The sequence below is a fragment of the Pseudomonas purpurea genome (genome assembly GCF_039908635.1).
In the GTDB taxonomy this organism is placed as follows: Bacteria; Pseudomonadota; Gammaproteobacteria; order Pseudomonadales; family Pseudomonadaceae; genus Aquipseudomonas; species Aquipseudomonas purpurea.
The window spans coordinates 1,765,487-1,784,169 of the sequence record NZ_CP150918.1; the positions used below are offsets into that span (position 1 = coordinate 1,765,487).

General features: G+C 58.8%; 12 protein-coding genes and 2 pseudogenes. 2 read left to right on the forward strand and 12 right to left on the reverse strand.

Annotated features, from left to right (window positions below):
* Positions 1 to 191 precede the first annotated feature (191 nt).
* The 6 genes from AABM54_RS07885 to AABM54_RS07910 form a co-directional block, all read right to left on the reverse strand.
* A complete protein-coding gene (locus AABM54_RS07885; protein WP_347904710.1) occupies positions 192 to 455 on the reverse strand; it encodes a PAAR domain-containing protein in 264 nt (87 codons plus the stop codon).
* A gap of 416 nt (positions 456 to 871) precedes the next feature.
* The gene (locus AABM54_RS07890; protein WP_347904711.1) at positions 872 to 5,578 is read right to left on the reverse strand and encodes an RHS repeat-associated core domain-containing protein; all 4,707 of its coding nucleotides are present in this window, start codon (positions 5,576 to 5,578) and stop codon (positions 872 to 874) included.
* Positions 5,575 to 8,478 (reverse strand): type VI secretion system tip protein TssI/VgrG, encoded by a 2,904-nt coding sequence (locus AABM54_RS07895; RefSeq protein WP_347906150.1) that lies wholly within the window; start codon positions 8,476 to 8,478, stop codon positions 5,575 to 5,577. Before AABM54_RS07895 ends, AABM54_RS07890 begins: the two co-directional genes overlap by 4 nt.
* A 133-nt stretch (positions 8,479 to 8,611) precedes the next feature.
* Entirely contained in the window at positions 8,612 to 9,130 is a 519-nt protein-coding gene (locus AABM54_RS07900; protein WP_347904712.1) for an Hcp family type VI secretion system effector, read from the reverse strand.
* 1,092 nt (positions 9,131 to 10,222) lie between these two features.
* The gene (locus tag AABM54_RS07905; protein WP_347904713.1) at positions 10,223 to 11,197 is read right to left on the reverse strand and encodes a hypothetical protein; all 975 of its coding nucleotides are present in this window, start codon (positions 11,195 to 11,197) and stop codon (positions 10,223 to 10,225) included.
* 58 nt (positions 11,198 to 11,255) lie between these two features.
* Complete coding sequence (locus AABM54_RS07910) at positions 11,256 to 11,645, reverse strand: hypothetical protein (RefSeq protein WP_347904714.1); 390 nt, start codon at positions 11,643 to 11,645, stop codon at positions 11,256 to 11,258.
* A 139-nt stretch (positions 11,646 to 11,784) separates the two neighbouring features.
* On the opposite strand from AABM54_RS07910, the gene arfB reads away from it, so the two are divergent.
* Positions 11,785 to 12,198 carry an alternative ribosome rescue aminoacyl-tRNA hydrolase ArfB gene (gene arfB / locus AABM54_RS07915; RefSeq protein ID WP_347904715.1) on the forward strand — a complete coding sequence of 138 codons (414 nt, stop codon included), beginning with the start codon at positions 11,785 to 11,787 and terminating at the stop codon, positions 12,196 to 12,198.
* Here arfB and AABM54_RS07920 read toward each other — a convergent pair.
* The 6 genes and pseudogenes from AABM54_RS07920 to phhA form a co-directional block, all read right to left on the reverse strand.
* Complete coding sequence (locus AABM54_RS07920; RefSeq protein ID WP_347904716.1) at positions 12,195 to 13,394, reverse strand: MFS transporter; 1,200 nt, start codon at positions 13,392 to 13,394, stop codon at positions 12,195 to 12,197. The two genes, arfB and AABM54_RS07920, sit on opposite strands and share 4 nt — an antisense overlap.
* Positions 13,395 to 13,485: 91 nt before the next feature.
* Entirely contained in the window at positions 13,486 to 13,683 is a 198-nt protein-coding gene (locus AABM54_RS07925) for a hypothetical protein (protein ID WP_347904717.1), read from the reverse strand.
* A 76-nt stretch (positions 13,684 to 13,759) separates the two neighbouring features.
* Positions 13,760 to 13,891, reverse strand: coding sequence for a hypothetical protein (locus tag AABM54_RS07930; RefSeq protein ID WP_256585517.1), 132 nt, complete (start codon positions 13,889 to 13,891; stop codon positions 13,760 to 13,762).
* Positions 13,892 to 14,201: 310 nt separating this feature from the next.
* Positions 14,202 to 15,395 (reverse strand): amino acid aminotransferase, encoded by a 1,194-nt coding sequence (locus tag AABM54_RS07935; RefSeq protein WP_347904718.1) that lies wholly within the window; start codon positions 15,393 to 15,395, stop codon positions 14,202 to 14,204.
* Positions 15,395 to 15,752: pseudogene (locus AABM54_RS07940) on the reverse strand (4a-hydroxytetrahydrobiopterin dehydratase). Before AABM54_RS07940 ends, AABM54_RS07935 begins: the two are co-directional and overlap by 1 nt.
* 70 nt (positions 15,753 to 15,822) lie before the next feature.
* A complete protein-coding gene (phhA, locus tag AABM54_RS07945) occupies positions 15,823 to 16,614 on the reverse strand; it encodes a phenylalanine 4-monooxygenase (RefSeq protein WP_347904719.1) in 792 nt (263 codons plus the stop codon).
* Positions 16,615 to 16,895: 281 nt separating this feature from the next.
* On the opposite strand from phhA, the pseudogene AABM54_RS07950 reads away from it, so the two are divergent.
* Positions 16,896 to 18,456, forward strand: a pseudogene (locus tag AABM54_RS07950) (sigma-54-dependent transcriptional regulator).
* Positions 18,457 to 18,683 lie beyond the last annotated feature (227 nt).

Genomic DNA, 18,683 nt, shown 5'->3' on the forward strand with positions numbered 1-18,683 from the left:
TCCTCTCCGGGTACTCGTCCATTCTTTCAGCTTCGAATCATCAGGATCATTGTTGGTGGCGGTCAGCGTCAATTTAACGGGGAGTTGGTGTCCGGTTTTGTAGGGGCAAGTCCATACCTGAGCTTCATACCCGCCATCGAACAATAGGGGAGTGGGGCTGGCCTATTTTGAGGTTGTCATTGAGGGATGGCTCAACTGATCACTGCTCCCTTTGGGCCACTGGCGATCAAACTGGCACCACAGGCGGTTTTCATGCCGTCCAGTGCGACAGCAATTCCACCCACTGTGTAGGTGCTGCTGCCCTCGGCAATGGGAAAAACGCCTTTGCATAGCGGGCAACTGACCTTGTGGCCGACGGCGGCAATGGGTTTGCCGTTTAGATCCGTTTGGGAGAAGGCTTCAAGAACGACACCACCATGGCTGGTGGAGTCGCCTAAGCGGATAATGTCTTTCACGATGCTCCTCTACTTAATAATGATCACTTTCGCACGTCTCGATATCGTAACTTTACGTAAGACAGCAAATAAAACATGATGAACCTCTCACTGCTCTGGACTGCAACAGTGTCTTAATTAGCGTTTCAGGTGAAAACTTATGCCACCCTCTATTATTTGTAAGTCGTCAATTTCGCGCTTCGTTTCCTGAGGTAATGGGCCGGATATGTAAAATGAGAGCCTGCTAATGCATTTTTCCAGTCTGTCTATCTCGGAGAGTAGCTGGTTGTTTGCTGCATATTCGAATTCATTAAATATAGACGCGTACGCAGAGAACTCCGGTGCTGGTGAGAAACTTCCAAGCATGAGCGTTTCTTTTGATGAGTCAATCACAATCATGCCTAGTACAATGCCGGCTTCATTTTTTAAGTGGAATTTCATTGTTTTGGACACTCGGTGGTTTTCCCTAGCGCTTTCGAAAGGTCTTGAAGATTTTCGTCGTTAAATCCAGCAGCGCCGTTCGGATGTATTATTCGTGCATGATTCGGAAACTTATTTGTTGCGTCATCAATAACATCAAAGCCAGCACCTCGAATTGCATCCGCGCTACCAGATGAGACGGTTCCTGCAGCCTTTTGTAAACCTGTTGCTTTTGGAAATGCATCCCGCATTTGCTTGCTCGCATCGCATGGGCAACAGCTATGAAGAACAGATATTCCAGGCGGGTTGAGTTTTTCCTCTGCCGGCTTCAATCGTAAGTTATCAACCGAGTTTCCGCCAATTCGGTTGACCTTGGTGGTGCCTGAAAGAGGTTTGCCCGTTAAACCCAGTGGGTCGACCCACTCAACTGGATTCTGTCCGTAAGCATACAGATTCAACCCTCCTGTATAACTGATCGGATCCTGACTGATAAATCGTCCCACACCCGGATCATAGTACCGATGCCGGTTGTAGTGCAGCCCCGTTTCATGGTCGTGGTACTGCCCTTGGAACCGGATCGGGTTGGTCAGCCCTTGCTGTTGCGCCCATTCCGAACGCTGCTCCCGCACTTCCCCCCACGCCTTGTACTGCGCGCTCCAGGCGGTGTTACCGTGTTGATCGGTCAGTTCTTGCGGTGTACCAAGGTGGTCGCATTGGTACCAACTCAGGACGTCGATTGGCTGAGCGGTGGGTTTGTGGTTCCACAGTGGATCGTTGCCGAGGCTGTAGTCGCCGCGGTAGTCCGGCTGGCTGAGTAGGTGAATCGGTTGATGTCGTAGGGCCTGGGCCACCGGGACAAAAGTCCCAGGTTCGAAGACGTAGTGCACCGTTCTGCCAGTGCCACCATCGATCTGCGCCGGGCTGCTTTCCCAGGCCAGGTTGTCACCATCCCAGCCGTACAGGGTGAAGCCGCAACCGAGTTCGCGTTGCTTGCGTGCGTGTTCGCTGCGGTTCCATTGCGAACCGGCTTCGGGACGCTGTTTGTAGTGCGCGCTGGAATTTTTGTGCAGGCGGCGACCGAGTGGGTCGTAGGCAAAATCCACGGCCAAGCGAGCATCTTCGAAACGCACCAGGCGGTCGAACAGGTCCCACTGCATTTGGCTACGGTTACCGTTGTGCCAGCGTTGAATCTGGTTACCGCGCTCATCGTATTCGTAATGCGTGCCGGCGTACTCGCGCAGCAGGTTGTCGATCAGTTTGCTGCGTGGCTTGTCTTGATCCAGTGGGCGCCGAATCTGTTGCGTTGGGTCGTCGAGCAGGTTGCTGGCCGGGTCGAAGGCGAAGGTTTCCACGCCCAGGCGGCTGGTAGCACTGAGCAGGCGGCCGACCGGATCGTAGCGGTAGGCCAACGGACCACGGCGGCTATCGTTGATATCGGTCAACTGGCCGACGGTGTCGTATTTGTAGTCACGTTTGAGCAGCGTGGATTTGTCGTCGCTGCGTCCCAGCAACTGTTCTTGCAGACGTCCAGCCGGGTCCCATTTTTGCGTTTGTAGCAGGCGGTTTCCTTGGTGACGGGCGATTTCTCGGTGCAGATCGTCGCGCTCAAAGCCGACCAGTTCGTGTTCGTCCAGACGCAGGGCTAACAAATGGCCACTACCGTAGGTGAGCCAACTGACACGGTGGCCGTCCGGGCGCACGGTGGCGATACGCTGGTTGAGCACGTCGTACTCGTGTTGCCAGACCGCGACCGTTGGTTTTTCCAGGCCCAGGTAATGCTGGTGCTCACGCAACAGGTTGCCGGCCGGGTCGTGGAACCACTGCAGGCGGCTGTCGGCGTTGCTGGCCATGACCAGGTTGCCGTTGCCGTCGTAGGCGAAGGTTTCACTTTGCGACTGCTCGCCCAGCGTGGCGCGGCGTTCGGTCAAGCGGCCCATCGGGTCGAAGATGACTGAGATTACGCGCTCGCCGTTGGCGGTGTGAGCCAGGCGACCAGTTTCGGGGTCGTACTGGTAGCGTGTCGCGCGGCCGTCGAAGCCGGTTTCTTCCAGCAGACGGCCCACGGGGTCGTAGTGGAAATGCGCACGTTGTTCGTTTTCGTTTTCCAAGGCCAGCAACTGGCCGAGGCGATCCCAGCGGTAACGCAGGGTTTGCTCGGCGGCGTCGATCCGTTCTGCGATCAAACCTGCAGTGGTGTAGGTCCAAGTGGTGCAACGATCGAGTCCGTCGACATGCGCGAGCAAACGACCTTCGGCATCGCGTTCAAAACGTTCTTCAGTCTTGTCCGGGTGTTTGATCAACACCAACTGCCCGGCCTTGTATTCGTATTCAGTGCTCTGTCCCGCCGGATCGGTGAAGCAGATCATCTGACCGAGTTCGTTGTATTCCCAGGCACTGGTCTTGCCCGAGCAATCGACGTATTCCACCAACTGGCCGGCGTCGTTGTAGTCCAAGGCTTTTTCGTTGCCGTTGGCGTCCTTGATTGCGGTCGGCAGGCCAGCCTTGTTGTAGGCGTATTCGGTTTTGTTGCCCAGCGGATCAACTGCTTCGACCAGGTTGCCGTGATCGTCGTAGGCCCGCTGCCATTGGCCGCCCTCGGCGTCGCTGATCTTGATCAGCAAGTCCTGGTCGTCGTAGGCGTAATGCATCACGCTGTGGTCGGCGCGGATGTGTTCAAGCAAATTGTCGCGTTCGTCGTAGCTGTAGCGGTCGGTGCTGCCGTCGGGGTGGACGTGACGAATCAGGTTTTTCGCGTCATCACGGAAGAACCATTCCGAACGCTCGTCCGGGTGCCGAATGCGGTAGGTGTAGCCGAGGATGTCGTAGTAGTGCCAGGTTTCGTGGCCGTGAGCATCGGTGACGTAGGTCAGGCGGATGTTTTCGTCCCACTCCAGGCGGGTGTCGAAGCTGCCGTCGTCGGCCCATTCGCGCACGGCTTTGGCCTTGGCGCCGTGGCCTTGCCATTGCAGGTTCAGGCCACGTCCGGTGCGGTCGGTGTAACGGGTGATCAAATGGTGCTGGTACTGATAACTCCAGGCTGCGCCGTTCTCATCCTGAGCCTGAACCAGATCACCGGCGCCGTCGTACTGGTAAGCACACAGTTGACGTTGAGGTGCGCCGTCACGGATTTCCCACAGGCCGATCAAGCGACCATGCTCGTCGAGCAGGGTGCCCAAGTGCAGGTGCACCTGGGTGACGTCGCCCTGATAAGTGATCAGGTCCGACAGCACTGGCTGGTCAGCGTGGCGGTGTTCGTAATGCAGCATGATCCCCGCGCCATTGCGCAGCACCACACCGCTCAGCAGGAAGCGCTGGCCACGGCGCACGTAGGTTTCACGTTGCTCGAAACCACGGATGAGCACCAGTTGCTCCGTGCTGGCCCGCAGCACGGTGATGTTTTCGATGGCGTCGTAGTGGAACAGGCCGACCTTGGGCAATGGATAGGCATGACTGCGGCCGTCGGCATCATGAAACACCAAACCATCCTCGATGCAGTCGAAGCGGGTGGTGAACTCGGTGATCCAGCGTGCGCCCAGTTCACTGTCATCAAAGGCGTCCAGGCGCGAGCTGTAGGTACGGGTCCACTCGACAGGGAAGGGACCGGGCAGGCTGAAGTCGGTGTGGCTGAGGCTTTCCGAACCCACAGCGAAGTTGATGCTGTTACAGGTGCCGGTGCAGGTGGCGTTTTTCTTCGGGTTGGGTGCGGTCGCCGCCGGCATCTCGTGACTGTTGGAGCCCAAACTCCCTTCAGCCGCTTTGCGCTTGGCTTGGCTGGTCGTGCCGGGCTTGACGCCGGCGGCCTGACCATGGGCATTGCGCTTGCGCCAAAGGGCGACGGCACTGGACAGCATCAGCAGCAGCCAGCCAATGGAGTTCTCGACGGCCTCGTTGTCCAGTTTGCTCAACTGGGTACGCAGCTCCGGACCCAATGCACGCAGTTCGGCGGTGCTACTGAGCACTCGTTTTTTGATGTCATCGGGCAGCCCGTACTCTGCGGCTGCGTTGGCCAGACCGCTGCCGCCTGCTTTGAAAGCACTGAAGACACCTTCGAAGATGTTCTTGATGGCGGCGTTGGGGTTGTTAAGTAACTGTCCGCGTGCGGTGCTAAAGCTTTGTTCCGATTTCTGCAGTGCCCCCTTTGTATCGGATTGACCATTGACTAAAGTTTCCAGGCCTTTGGCGATTTCGTTGATAACGTCTTCGCCGAGTTTGCCGGCGTCCGCGAGGATACCTGGCAACTTGTTCTTGGCTTGCGATACGAAGTCATCAAGGGTGCCGACAATGGACGCGTTCAGGTGCCCGACCAGAATCTCGATCAGCGATGCACCGATCAGGGTCTTGCCGGTCGCCTTCAGCTCCTGGCGAATCAGATGCAGGGTCGGGCGCAGGGTCATACGTGCGGCAGCCATGGCGGGCGGCAACGGCAAAACGCCGATCAGGTTGATGGCCAGGCTGGCCCAGCCCAGCAGTTCACGTTTCTGGCTGGTTGACAGGGTGACGATATCGCCCAAAGCATCGACCAACGCCATGATATTGCCGAGTACCGGCAGGGAGCCGGCGACGTTCTTGATCCGGTCAAGGGTGACCACGTCACCACTGATGGACCTGAGCCAAGTGTCAAAGTAGGCCGCGCCGGTTCCCACATCCTGGATGTCGATGGCATTCAGCGGGACGATGGCAATCTGCGGTTCGCGTTTTTTTTCAGCAGGGGTTTCGGCAGTCATGAAATCATCTCACCCGCAAGCAGGTTGGGAACGGGGGGCGGGCTCGGCGCGGCGAGGGTGGTTTTTGCGGGCGGGAGGGTGGGCAGTTTCGGCAACTTGCCGCTCTTGCTTGCGGCACCGAGAAGTCGAGACGCCGTCGGCAGCGCCGCACTGGCGAGCTGCGGCAACCCAGTCGATCCGGCTTGCAAAGCACCGCGCACTTGTTGAGCGGTTTGCACAGCCCCCATACCGGTTTGCGCCAGGGCCGGGGCATTTTTCAGTAGTTCGGCGCTGATGCCAGCACTCGGCAAAGCCTGGGCGACCAGCGCTTGCACCTGCGCCGGAATGTCTTCAATACCGGGCTGTTCACGTGGCCACTCGGGTTTGCCGATGTAGCTGCCCACGCTCCAGGTGTCTGCCGGATCCTTGCCGAACATGACCCGTGCAGGGCCAGGCGCTGCGCCGGAGACGGTCGCAAAACCTTTGGCGTCGAGCTTGCCCTTGAGGCTTTTTCCCAAGGCATCGATCACTTCGAAATCACCGTCCTTGATGCCCTGCCGTCCGGCGTACTGGTTGAACAGTTCCAGATTGCCCTTGCCCGGTTTCGGCGGCTCGGGGAACACACCGGCCAGGCTTTTCGCCCCGGTGTAGGCGAAGTTCGCCGCGTGGGCCGTGTACGGCCCGGTGGTGGCATGGGTGATGCCGCCGGCGTTGTAGGTGGTGGCGCTGCCGCCACCCTGGATCACCAGTTCGGTTTTTGCCGTGAGGGTGATGCGGTCGGCGTTGGCGGTGATGTTGAGTTTGGCCAGCAGGTTGATGCTGTCTTTCAGCGCCCGAAGATCGATGTCGCCGGAGGCCGCCACCAGACGCCAGCCCAGGTTCTGCACAAACAGGCGCATGCCCTGGCTGGCGCTGGCCAGCAGGCGTTTGCCGATGGCCAGGCTGGTGTGGCCGGTGCTGCTCAACGCCAGGTGTTCGCCGGTGGCGATGTGGGTCGAGCGCGGGGTAGTCAGGGCGATGCCGGCCGGGCTGGCGAGGACCAGGTGCGGCTCGACGAACTCGGGGAATTCGTTGGTGCTCAGGTCACCCGGACCCGTGCCCAGAATGCCCAAATGCTGGGCATGCATCGCCTTGGCCACGTCGTCCTGATCGCCGGGTTCCTGGGCCTGCACCTCGCGGGCCTGAATCGCGAAACCGTCCTGTTGCTCGCTGGCGGTGGCCAGGCGTTCGGCGGTTTCCGGCAGGTCCTTGTGGTGTTTGCTTTCGTGGTGACGAGGCTCTGTGGTGATCAACAAACCCGCCGCCGCCCGCACCGCGCCGTGGCGGTCGGTGCGCAGTTCAAAGCCTTCGCCACGCGGCTGGCCACCGGACGGACGCGGGTGGGTCAGGTAGCCGAGGTTGATCGCGCTGGCACCGTGGTCACTGCGCAGCGCGATGCTGATCTCGCTGGTGGTGTCGTCGATACGCAACTCGTTGGCGCGGCTGCCTTTGTATTCCTTGCTCTTGACCGTGGCCAGGGTCTTGAAGTCCGGCAACTTGTACGGCGGCAGGTTCACCCCGTGGTACAGACACCCGGTGATCAATGGCTGATCCGGGTCACCTTCGAGGAAGCTGATCAGCACTTCCATGCCGATGCGCGGCAGGTTGATCGAGCCGAAATTCTGGCTGGCCCAATTCGACGCCACGCGCATCCAGCAACTGGTCTTGTCGTCGAACTCGCCTTCGCGGTCCCAGAAAAACTGCACCTTCACCCGGCCATACTGGTCGCAGAAAATCTCTTCGCCGGCCGGGCCGGTGACGATTGCACTCTGGGTGCCGAGCACTTTGGGTTTCGGGTGATCGAGGGGAGGGCGATACGGCACGTCCCACGGAATCGCACTGAAGCTGTTGCGATAGCCCTGATGAAAATCGTCCTTGAGGTCGGTGACGTCGCTGCTGATCACTTCTTCCAGCACCTGCGGCTGCTTGCCTTCGTGGAGGATTTCGGTCAGCAGCCACAGGTCGTTCCATGCCGGGTTGGCGTGCTCGGTCAGGGCCAGGAAATGCCCGCTGACCAACAACGGCTGATCGCTGTTGCCTTCGGCCAGTCGGTAGTCGCTGCGATGGCGTTCCAGTGCCCGATTGGCCAGGTGTTTGCCGCGCTCACGGTCGACGAAACGCCCCGGATAATCGTAATCCTCGAGGTCCGGTTTGGCGCTGCTCTTGGCGTCGCTTTCCAGCTCGATGCGCGGTTTGGTGAAGTCGTAATCGCGGCGCGTGGTGCGGCTGGTGCGGGTGGCCAAACGCAACCCGAAGCGCTTGATCACCGGGGCATCGGCGACCAGCCCGGTGTCTTGCTGATAGGCCACCGGCGCGAGTTTCGGGAACACCGTTTGATCGTCACCGAACACCAGCAGATGGCCGCTGGCGCTGTGCTGGAAGTGGTAGTGGATGCCTTCTTCTTCGCACAGGCGCTGGATGAAATGCAGGTCGGATTCGTCGTACTGCACGCAGTAAATGCGCTCGGGGTACACCGCGCTGAGCTGGAACTTATAGTCGCTGGCGAGGATGCCGTGCTCTTCCAGCACCTGAGCAATGATCTGCGGCGCGGTCATCTGCTGGAAGATGCGCTGATTGACGCGATGGGCCAGATAAGCCAGTTGCGGACGCAGGGAAATCCGGTAGCGGGTCAGGCGTTTGCCGGCCTCGCCCTGGGCAATGCTGTAGACCAGCCCGTGAATGCCGGTGCCGTTTTGCGAGAGCTGCAAGAAGGCCAGTTTGTGCAGCAGGCTTTCGAGGTTCAGTGAGGAACGTTCGCTGACCAACTCCAGTTCAAATTCGAACGGTGTGTTCAGGGCTTCACGGCCCCTGAAAGCCAGGACCTGAAAGTCCGCGCCCTCAAGGGTCAATGTGAAATGGGGTTGGTTGGCCGGTGAGAACATCCCTTGTTCCTCGTGCAGTGCTGCGGCGTCCATCGACATCCCTGTCGGGTATCAACGAACGCAAGAATTATTGAGTGACGCAAACAGCATCGACCAGCAGCGCTGGCCGATGTGTTGTAACGGTCGGCCAGACTTAGCCAGCGACCGGGGAACGCCAGTCATCGGAACCCGAAGTACCGGATACTTCGTGGGTCCAGGTGATTTTGCGGTAGGTGAAGTGCACGTCTTCCAGGTGGGTGAAGTGCGAGTTCGCCGGGTCCTGGCAGTTGTGCATGTAGTCCTTGATGTCCACGATGATCGCGTCTTCAAGTTTGGTGGTGTAGTAGTGCTCTTGGGTGCCGGCAGCGGAGGTGCGGTACCACTTGATTTCGATCGTGGTCATGCGCTCGCCCGACGTCAGGGCAGCCAGCAGCAGTGGGGAAGCCTTGTCGAAGACTTTGGTGATAACCACGGGTTTGTGCACGCGCTGGCCGGTAGGTTGGCCGGACTGCGGGTCACGCGGGATGATCACTTCGTGGCTGAAACCCTGAACCATGACCTGGTCTTCGTGACCTTCCTGGTAGGTGTTGCCAACGGAGTCAGCGGTGAAGGCGCCGGCGGTGATCAGGCCTTGTTTTTCGCCGGTGACGGACATATACGCTGGTGTTGCCATGGATGCTCTCCTTGCTGACATAAATGAGATAGCCCGGGGGCGAAATCGCCCGGTGGGTGATCTTTAGGTATCAAGGTTTGTGCCATGTATAAAAAATATCAATTAGATCAATTTGTTGTGTGAGCGCTAGGTGGGATTTTGCCTTCTGGTGTGTAGGAATAGTCGCCAAAGTGCGCAAGAAGTTGCGCAGTACTGCGCAAGAAGTTGCGCACTCGGCTACAGGCCAGGTGGGCCGTGGGCTGTAGGGGAATTACAGACGGATTTCTTGAAGCAAGTGCGCAAGAAGTTGCGCACATAGGCAAAAGACCGCTTCTCGGCTAAATCTCAAATTGGGGCAAGAAATCGTCGGAACGGGCAACGAGCCCTACCGTCTGCAACACAGCAGCTTGATTGCTCAGAGAAAAATCAAATCACGTGAGCGAAAGCACAGATTTCATCGCGTGATGATGTGTCCCCATCATTCGCTCGGCTTTACTACCAGCACCCTGGAGAGCAACTAAGCCCCGCCGGAGAGATACCAAGCGGGGCTTTTTTAGGGCATTTTTTCAGTGGAGTTAATTGGACTGGCGCATGTAGGCGCATTTCGTCCGCTCCGTTTTGGGCATGGGGTGTTGCCGGTGGATGGTGTCATTGTTCGGTTTCTCTAACGACGTACAGAAAACCGAGAGCGAGAACTGCTCGCGCGGATGGCTGGACGTTGCATCGTCCGCCTCTTGGCAATACAGTTTCATGGCTGGCCAAAAGCCCGCAAGAAGCCCCTCAAAAAGCTTCGTCTCTCGGATGGCGTACTGGCTTGTCGCGGTATGCACAGGACGCTCTAACGTCCCTTTCCGAATCGGCCTCGGTACGTCAAATACCGGGGCTTTTTCTTGTCTGCGGTTTACCGATCTTGCTGTTTTGCCCAGTGTTCTATAGTGCTTAGGGCGTCACGGCATAACTCGCCAGTGCCCACATGGTAGCGGGCTGTTTCAGTCGCATTCAACTTGTGAGACTCCGCGAGAGAGGCGTTTTTGCTGTTTTGATGCGGTAAAAAAATGCTCTGTGGTGTACCTGTGGGACATATGGGACATATATTTCGAAATGGTACACATACTACCGTTCGTCGGATTTTTTCAGGCGAGTTAATAAAACGACATTGCCACTAGAATTGTCGCCCTTCGCTAATGCATCGAGGTAGCGCCCCCACTTTTCCAGAGCTACGCGTTTTTCCGGTAGGTAGGCGTAACGGTCGTAATGTTTGGCCTGTACGCCACTACGTCCGTGTGACAGTAACCAGGCGCGAACCTCAGAGCTAATGCCTTGATGGGCCATTAAGGTTTCTGCGGTTACGCGAACATTACGGTACGTAAAGATGCGAGTCTTACCAGACGCTGCGAGTTCGCGGCCAGCCTCGCTAAATGCTTTGATAATCGTGGACGTGCTCGCGGTTGAATCCTCCGAGAAGGCGAAAGGACCTGCTCCTACATGGTGCTCTACCAGAGGGGCCAGAGTCTCGCGGATTCGCTCTGTAATGGGCAGGAGGTGCTCCCATGCCTGTTCTTTGCGTCCCTTGGCATCGAGTAAGCAAATGGTGTCGTCGGTGACAGCGGTCCAGGGGATTGCGCAAAGCTGCGTCATTCGCTGCCCACCAAAGTAGATCAGGGCGTTTGCTATCGCACTTTTTGGCTGTGGCAGCTTATCAAGGTAGCGCAACAGTTCTCCAAGTTCAGCGGGTGTTAAAGATTCAGTGTTGGCGCGCTTAGCACCTTGGACGGCAGGGACATCTCGGACGGGGTTAGCTCGGATGGCAAACACTTTACCGCTGTGCGCCATTCGTTCAGGGGATAGGTGCGCTTTGACCGCGTGGCTAAAGGCCGCTTGCAGTGACAGGCGTAAGTTGTTGCAGATCGAACGCATGTCATTTGATGCGCCGCCTGCGGCATGGTTACCAACCCCACGGCCCTTGGGTTTGCGCCCGAGTACGCCGGACAAAATGAACTGGATATCTTCGGGCTCAATCAGTGCGGCGGGGCGTAGGATGAGTTCGGGGTGGTAGTCCTTAATATGTGCCTTGAACTGGTTCGCCACGGCCCTATGACTCACCTTTCCTGACTTTTCCAGGTGAACTACGTAGTAGTCCAGTAGGTCACCGAAAGTGCCACGTCTCGCCTCCAGGGCGGCTTGTGCGGCCACTCGCTCCAGCTCTGCCGCCTGCGGCGGCCTTCAATGCTAATTGTTGTTGCAGGTACTCTTCCAGCCCACCGGCAGCGATTGACGCGGTGGCGATGCGCAGCGCTGCCAGACGCATGGCGTCCAGATCCATTTCGTTGGTGTCAGGGCGTGGATTCTTGCTCAGGGTGCCCAGGGCGATGCGTTTGTCCCCGGCGTTGGTGCGCTCGCGGTAGTAGCCGTTAATGAAACCCGCCGTCTTGCGTTCAAGTGTCAGGGTGCCTTTGCCACGGGAGCCTATTGGTTCGAATTTCTTGCCCTTGACGTTGTAGGCTTCCATTTCTGTCAGTCGAATGCGCTTGGCCATATTTCCCGTTTGTTTCCCGTTTCGCCTGAAAAGTCACGTTGTTTAGTGAAACACTGAGACAATAGAAGAACGCCTAAAGCCCTAATAATCAAGGGTTTTATAGATGCTAAGAGAGTTTCGGAATCACCATGAGAATGCAATGCTGAGGGTTTCCAACAACGTGCACCTGCCGGATGCCGAGGTCGAGTTGACGGCCATTCGTGCGCAGGGCGCGGGTGGGCAGAACGTCAATAAAGTCTCGAGTGCGATGCATTTGCGCTTCGACATCCCGGCGTCATCCTTGCCCGAGTTCTACAAGGAACGGTTGCTGGCGTTGCGTGACAGTCGGATCACCAGCGAGGGGGTGATTATCATCAAGGCCCAGCAATACCGGACCCAGGAGCAGAATCGCGCCGATGCGCTGGAGCGCCTGGTCGAGCTGATACTGAGTGCCACCAAGGTCGAAAAGAAGCGTCGTCCCACCAAACCGACATTGGGCTCGAAAAAGCGTCGGCTGGAGTCCAAGACCAAGCGAGGTTCGATCAAGGCCGGGCGCGGCAAGGTGGATTTTTAGCGGCTCTGGCGCTCTTCCCGATATTTTGGCGCTTGCCGGTACAGGTAGGCGCTGATCAGCAAACCGGCCATGGCGGCCAGTGCGGCAAACAGGAAGATCGAGGCAAAACCAAACCCGGCGGCAATGGCGCCGGCCAAGGGGCCGGTGATCCCCAGCGACAAGTCGATGAACAGCGAGTAGGCGCCGACGGCCGCGCCTCGACTGGAGGCTGGCACCAGGTTGACCGCCTCCACACCCAGCGCTGGGAACACCAGTGAAAAACCGAATCCGCTCAACGCCGCACCGGCCAACGCCCAGTTGGCATCCGGGGCGATCCATAGCAGCAACAAGCCCAGGCTTTCCACCGACAGGCAGGCAATCGCCACCCGAAACCCGCCGAGCCGGTTGATCAGGTTGCCGAACATCAGGCGCGCGCCAATGAAGGCGGCGCCAAACAGGCTCAGGCATACGACAGCGTTGTCCCAGTGGCGGGTCGCGTAATACAGGGTGATGAAGGTGGCGATGGTGCCAAAGCCGATGGAGCCCAGTGCCAGGCCGCAGCCATGGGGGAGCACACGCCCCAGCACATGCATGAACGGCAGGCGCTCGCCGACAACAATCGGCGCGGCGGTTTTTGGCCAGGCCAGTAACAGCCCCAGCGCCGCCAGCAACAGAATGCTTACGCCCATGCTCCACAGCCCGAGGTGATGGACTAGCAGCACTCCAAGCGGTGCGCCGACCGCCAGCGCGCCATAGCTGGCGATGCCGTTCCAGGAGATCACCTTGGCGGTGTTCTGTGCGCCCACCCGGCCGATGCCCCAGCCGATCGATCCCGACCCCACCAGGCTTTCCGCGCTGCCGAGCACCAGCCGACCGATCAGCAGGCTGATCAGGCTCAGGGCCGGCAGGTGTTGTGTCCAGGCCGACAAGAGCATGAAAGCCCCACTCAACCCACAGCCGGCGAGGCCGTACATCACCGCGCGCTTACTGCCCAGGTTGTCGATGATCCTCCCGGCATAAGGTCGGCTGAGCAGGGTGGCGAGGTATTGCACGCTGATCACCAGGCCTGCGATCACTGCGCCAAAGCCCAGGTCGCTGTGCACGTAACCGGGCAGTACGGCCAGGGGGATGCCGATGTTCAGGTAGCCGATGAAGGTGAAGAGGACGATGGAGACAACGTGCAGCGTGACCGCCATGGGTGGCTGGGTATCGGGCATGGGAGAAGGTCCACTGGCGCAGCAGGATAGATAGGCTGCTTATGATACCGGTGCCAGGACGCCTGCGTTGTGTTGTTTCTGTCAGGGAAAGTCAGGGTTTGGCGGGGGCGACCAGTTGCGTGGTGACCAATGCAGCGAGGGCGTTTTCCTGGTTGCCGAAACGGGCCAGCAGCAGGGCTTGTTTTTCGGGTGTCAGGCGGTTCCAGATGTCGATCATTTTTTCAGCGGTGCCAATCAATACGCTGGCCTGGTTTTCGCTGAAGGAATCGGTGCGTGAGTCGTCGGTCATGGTGCGGGGTCCGTTGTTCAGGCGGTGTGGAAAGCGCATGAGTAAGCGCTTTCCACACGGTCTGGTTCAAGCGTTTTCAGTCTTCGCTGTCGGCCTTGCGGCTGCCAGTGGCTTCTTTCGGCTCGGGCTGTTGGGCGCCGGCTTGTTGCGGGGTTGTCTGCTCAGTTTCGTGCAGGCTTGGGAAGGGGAGATTCGGAATCTCATGCATGTTGGTTGCTCCTCGCAAAGTCTGTTTTTAAATCGCTGTGTAGATCCGCGCTTTTAAAAAGCCTTGGCAGGATACAGCAGGGGAGATGACAGAAAGACTTTAATCTCGACGGGTTGCGACGGATGACCGCAGCCGGTCGTCGCGTTGTGAAGCAATTGTGGCGAGGGAGCTTGCTCCCGCTAGGCTGCGAAGCAGCCCCAAAAGCCAGGTAATGAGTTCGTTCAGTTAGAACTCGAATACAGACTTTGCGACCACTGCGTGTTCGAGCGGGAGCAAGCTCCCTCGCCACAGGAACTTGCCTTGCATGAGGTTACTTGCAGACGTCAGCGATGGCTTGTGCCAGCAAATCCAGGCGCGTCGCATCAATCCCCGCCACGTTGGCACGGCCAGAGTTGACCATGTACACGCTGTGATTGTCCCGCAGGTTCTTCACCTGTGCAGGTGTCAAACCGGTGTAGGAGAACATCCCGCGTTGCACGCCGATGTGCGCAAAACGCTCGCGCAAACCATGAGGCTCGAGTGATTGCAGCAGCCCTGAACGCAGCTGCGCGATACGCAAGCGCATGGCTTCGACTTCGTCGATCCACAGACCTTTGAGTTCCGGGTCGCCCAGGATGGTCGCTACAACGGCCGCGCCGTGATCCGGTGGCGTGGACCACAGGTTACGGGCGATGTTGGCCAGTTGACTGCGGATGTCCGTCAGTTTCTCGGCATCCTTGGCGCAGACAATCAGTGCGCCCGTGCGGTCGCAGTACAGGCCGAAGTTTTTCGAGCAGGAGCTGGTGATCAGCAGTTCAGGCAGCTCGGCAGCAAACAGCCGTACTGCCCATGCGTCCTGTTCCAGGCCGTCGCCAAAACCCTGGTAGGCGAAGTCGATCAGCGGCAATAGTTCGCGACGGCGAACCACTTCCAGCACGCGACGCCAGTCTTCGTGGGACAGGTCGAAACCGGTCGGGTTGTGGCAGCAGGCGTGCAGCAGGATCACGTCACCCTTGGGGATCAGGTCCAGCGTCGCCAGCATCGCTTCGATGTCCAGGCGATTGTCGCTGCCCACGTATGGGTAATGACTGACCTTGAGGCCAGCGGTCGCGTAGATGGTTTCGTGGATCGGCCAGGTCGGGTTGCTCAGCCAGATGCCGCGGCCCGGCAGGCACTGGGCAATGAAGTCGGCGCTCAGGCGCAGGGCGCCGGTGCCGCCTGGGGTCTGAGTGGCACCGGCGCGCTTTTCGGTGATCAGCGTCGAGTCGACGCCCAGCACCAGCTCGTTGATGACCTTGCCGAACGCTGCATCGCCGTGGCCGCCAATGTAGGTCTTGGTGGTCTGGCGATCGACCAGCCGCTGTTCGGCAAGCTTCACGGACTGCGGGATCGGCGTCAGGCCCTGGGCGTCTTTGTAGACACCCACGCCGAGGTCGAATTTGCGCGGGTTACTGTCCTGCGCGTAGGCCTCCATCAGGCCGAGGATCGGGTCGCCGGGTACTCGGCCGATGGCGTCGAAATGCATTACTTGCGGCCCTCGGCGTCTTTGGCCACTTCGTCGGTGCGCGCGGCCATGATGAAGTCGTTGCGGTGCAGGCCTTTGATCGAGTGGCTCCACCAGGTCACAGTGACTTTGCCCCACTCGGTGAGCAGGCCCTGGGTGGTGACCTTCGGCTTCGGAGATTTCGCCCATGGCGTTGGTGAAGGCCAGGGCGAATTTGAAGTTCTTGAACAGGAAGACTTTTTCCAGCTGCATCACGCCGTCGCGAACTTCGATGTTCCAGTCAGGGATCTGCTTGATCAGTACCGGCAGTTCTTCGTCGCTGACCTGTGGGGCATCGGCACGGCAGGCTTCGCAATGGGCTTGGTTCAGAGCGTTCATGGTGTATTCCTGAAATCGATTCTTGTTAGACGTTACTATTTTTTCGAGTGCGCCGCGACTGCGGGCGCTCTCAGGCCGCTTTAGGCTTGGGCGCAAACTTCGGTGCGTGCAGCCCCAACTGCTTGCCTTGCTCGACCATCCCCATGATGTCTTCGTGGGCCAGGTCGAACAGGCGCTTGAGGTTGGGCAGGACAAAATACAGCGGTTGCAGGATGTCGATGCGATACGGCGTGCGCATGGCTTCCAGTGGGTCGAAGGCTTGATGCTCCGGTTCGCTGGACAGGCTGTAGACCGTCTCTTTGGGCGAGGAGAGGATGCCGCCGCCGTAGATGCGCTGGCCTTGCGGGGTGTCGACCAGGCCGAACTCGATGGTCATCCAGTACAGGCGCGCCAGGTACACGCGGTCTTCCTTGGAAGCCTGTAGGCCGAGTTTGCCGTAAGTGTGGGTGAATTCCGCGAACCAGGGGTTGGTCAGCAGTGGGCAGTGGCCAAAAATCTCGTGGAAAATGTCCGGTTCTTGCAGGTAGTCCAGTTCTTCGCGGGTGCGAATAAACGTCGCCACTGGAAACTGTTTATTGGCCAGCAATTCAAAGAAGGTCTGGAAGGGAATCAGCGCCGGCACGCGGGCGACTTGCCAACCCGTGGTCTCGCCGAGCACCTTGTTGATTTCGTCGAGTTGCGGGATGCGGTCATGGGGCAGGCCGAGTTTTTCGATGCCGTCCATGTATTCCTGGCACGCACGACCCTCAAGCACTTTCAGTTGACGAGTGATCAGCGTGTTCCACACCGCGTGTTCTTCAGCGGTGTAGTGGATAAAACCTTGCGCGTCGGGCTCGCGGGCCACGTACTGCGTCTGCTTCATGCTGCTCTCCTGCAAAGGGATACGTTCTTGTTATGTCTTGCCTGTATGGACCTAGAAATACGCCGAAGTGCACGGCCTTGCAGCAGGATGGCAACGTTGCTTGTAGGAGGATTCTTTATTTTTTGTAAAGTATTCGTTACGGAATGCGCTCTGGTGCGCAGCTATTGAGATTTCCCGGTTTGAAAAGGCCTTAAGGTGTCACATAATCTTGACGACTAACTTTGCGCCTCGGCAGAAAAATTCTCGCCTTGCAGCCTATTCACCCTAGTTCGGGCCTTTATATGCGTATCAAAGTCCATTGCCAGAACCGCATCGGCATCCTGCGCGACATTCTCAATCTGCTGGTGGAGTACGGGATCAACGTCGCTCGCGGTGAGGTGGGCGGTGAACACGGCAATGCGATTTACCTGCACTGTCCGAACCTGATCAACATCCAGTTTCAGGCGTTGCGTCCGAAGTTCGAGGCAATTGCCGGGGTATTTGGCGTCAAGCGCGTAGGGTTGATGCCCAGCGAGCGTCGGCACATGGAGTTGAACGCCTTGCTGGGGGCGCTGGAGTTTCCGGTGCTGTCCATTGATATGGGTGGCTCCATCGTGGCAGCGAACCGTGCGGCGGCCCAGTTGCTGGGGGTGCGCGTCGACGAGGTGCCGGGCATTCCGCTGTCGCGTTATGCCGAGGATTTCGACCTGCCGGAGTTGGTGCGCGCCAATAAATCGCGAATCAACGGCTTGCGGGTCAAGGTCAAGGGTGATGTGTTTCTCGCCGATATCGCGCCGTTACAGTCGGAGCACGATGACAGCGAGGCCATGGCTGGCGCGGTGCTGACGCTGCACCGGGCGGATCGGGTGGGTGAGCGCATCTATAACGTGCGCAAGCAGGAGCTTCGTGGCTTCGACAGTATTTTCCAGAGTTCCAAGGTCATGGCGGCGGTGGTGCGCGAAGCCCGGCGCATGGCGCCGCTGGATGCGCCGCTATTGATAGAAGGCGAAACCGGCACCGGTAAAGAGTTGCTGGCGCGTGCCTGTCACCTGGCCAGCCCTCGCGGGCAATCGCCGCTGATGGCGCTCAACTGCGCCGGGTTGCCGGAGTCGATGGCCGAGACCGAGCTGTTTGGCTACGGTCCTGGTGCGTTCGAAGGTGCGCGGGCCGAAGGCAAGCTCGGGCTGCTGGAGCTGACGGCAGGCGGTACGTTGTTTCTCGACGGTGTTGGGGAAATGAGCCCGCGCTTGCAGGTGAAACTGCTCAGGTTCTTGCAGGATGGATGCTTCCGTCGGGTGGGCAGCGACGAGGAGGTCTACCTGGATGTGCGGGTGATCTGTGCGACGCAGGTCGATCTGTCCGAACTGTGCGCTCGCGGCGAATTTCGCCAGGACCTTTACCATCGCCTGAATGTGCTTTCCCTGCACATTCCGCCACTGCGTGAATGTCTCGACGGGTTGGCGCCACTGGTGGAGCACTTTCTCGATCAGGGCCAGTCGGCAGATCGGTTGTCCGTTACCCAAACTGGCGCCAGCGGCCATGGACAGACTCAGTCATTACCATTGGCCGGGCAACGTGCGGCAGTTGGAGAACGTACTGTTTCAGGCGGTTTCGTTGTGCGATGGCGGGATGGTCAAGGCCGAGCATATCCGGCTGCCCGATTACGGCGTGCGCCAGCCGCTTGGCGAGTTCTCCTTGGAGGGCGGGCTGGACGAGATTGTCGGGCGCTTCGAGAAGGCGGTGCTGGAGCGTTTGTACTCCGAGCATCCAAGCAGTCGTCAGTTGGGCAAGCGACTGGGGGTTTCCCACACCACCATTGCCAACAAATTACGTGAGTATGAGGTTGGCAAGGACAATGCCTGACGCTGTGGCGAGAGGGCTTTTGTGGCGAGGGAGCTTGCTCCCGCTCGGGCGCGAAGCGGCCGCAAATCCATTTGGTACGGTCTGTCAGCTATACCTCGGTTGCTCTTTTTGGGGCTGCTTCGCAGCCCAGCGGGAGCAAGCTCCCTCGCCACAGGGGATGTGTCGCCCCAACAGGTCAAACCTTGCCGTCAAACGGCATATCCGCGCCGGTTTTTCGTCTTTGACAC

What these genes read in the sequence shown, in the direction of transcription:
- AABM54_RS07890 (WP_347904711.1), bottom strand. Translation starts at nt 5,578, where the DNA reads ATGACTGCCGAAACCCCTGCTGAAAAAAAACGCGAACCGCAGATTGCC.
- AABM54_RS07895 (WP_347906150.1), bottom strand. Translation starts at nt 8,478, where the DNA reads ATGTTCTCACCGGCCAACCAACCCCATTTCACATTGACCCTTGAGGGC.
- AABM54_RS07900 (WP_347904712.1), bottom strand. Translation starts at nt 9,130, where the DNA reads ATGGCAACACCAGCGTATATGTCCGTCACCGGCGAAAAACAAGGCCTG.
- AABM54_RS07910 (WP_347904714.1), bottom strand. Translation starts at nt 11,645, where the DNA reads ATGGCCAAGCGCATTCGACTGACAGAAATGGAAGCCTACAACGTCAAG.
- arfB (WP_347904715.1), top strand. Translation starts at nt 11,785, where the DNA reads ATGCTGAGGGTTTCCAACAACGTGCACCTGCCGGATGCCGAGGTCGAG.
- AABM54_RS07920 (WP_347904716.1), bottom strand. Translation starts at nt 13,394, where the DNA reads ATGCCCGATACCCAGCCACCCATGGCGGTCACGCTGCACGTTGTCTCC.
- AABM54_RS07925 (WP_347904717.1), bottom strand. Translation starts at nt 13,683, where the DNA reads ATGACCGACGACTCACGCACCGATTCCTTCAGCGAAAACCAGGCCAGC.
- AABM54_RS07930 (WP_256585517.1), bottom strand. Translation starts at nt 13,891, where the DNA reads ATGCATGAGATTCCGAATCTCCCCTTCCCAAGCCTGCACGAAACTGAG.
- AABM54_RS07935 (WP_347904718.1), bottom strand. Translation starts at nt 15,395, where the DNA reads ATGCATTTCGACGCCATCGGCCGAGTACCCGGCGACCCGATCCTCGGC.
- phhA (WP_347904719.1), bottom strand. Translation starts at nt 16,614, where the DNA reads ATGAAGCAGACGCAGTACGTGGCCCGCGAGCCCGACGCGCAAGGTTTT.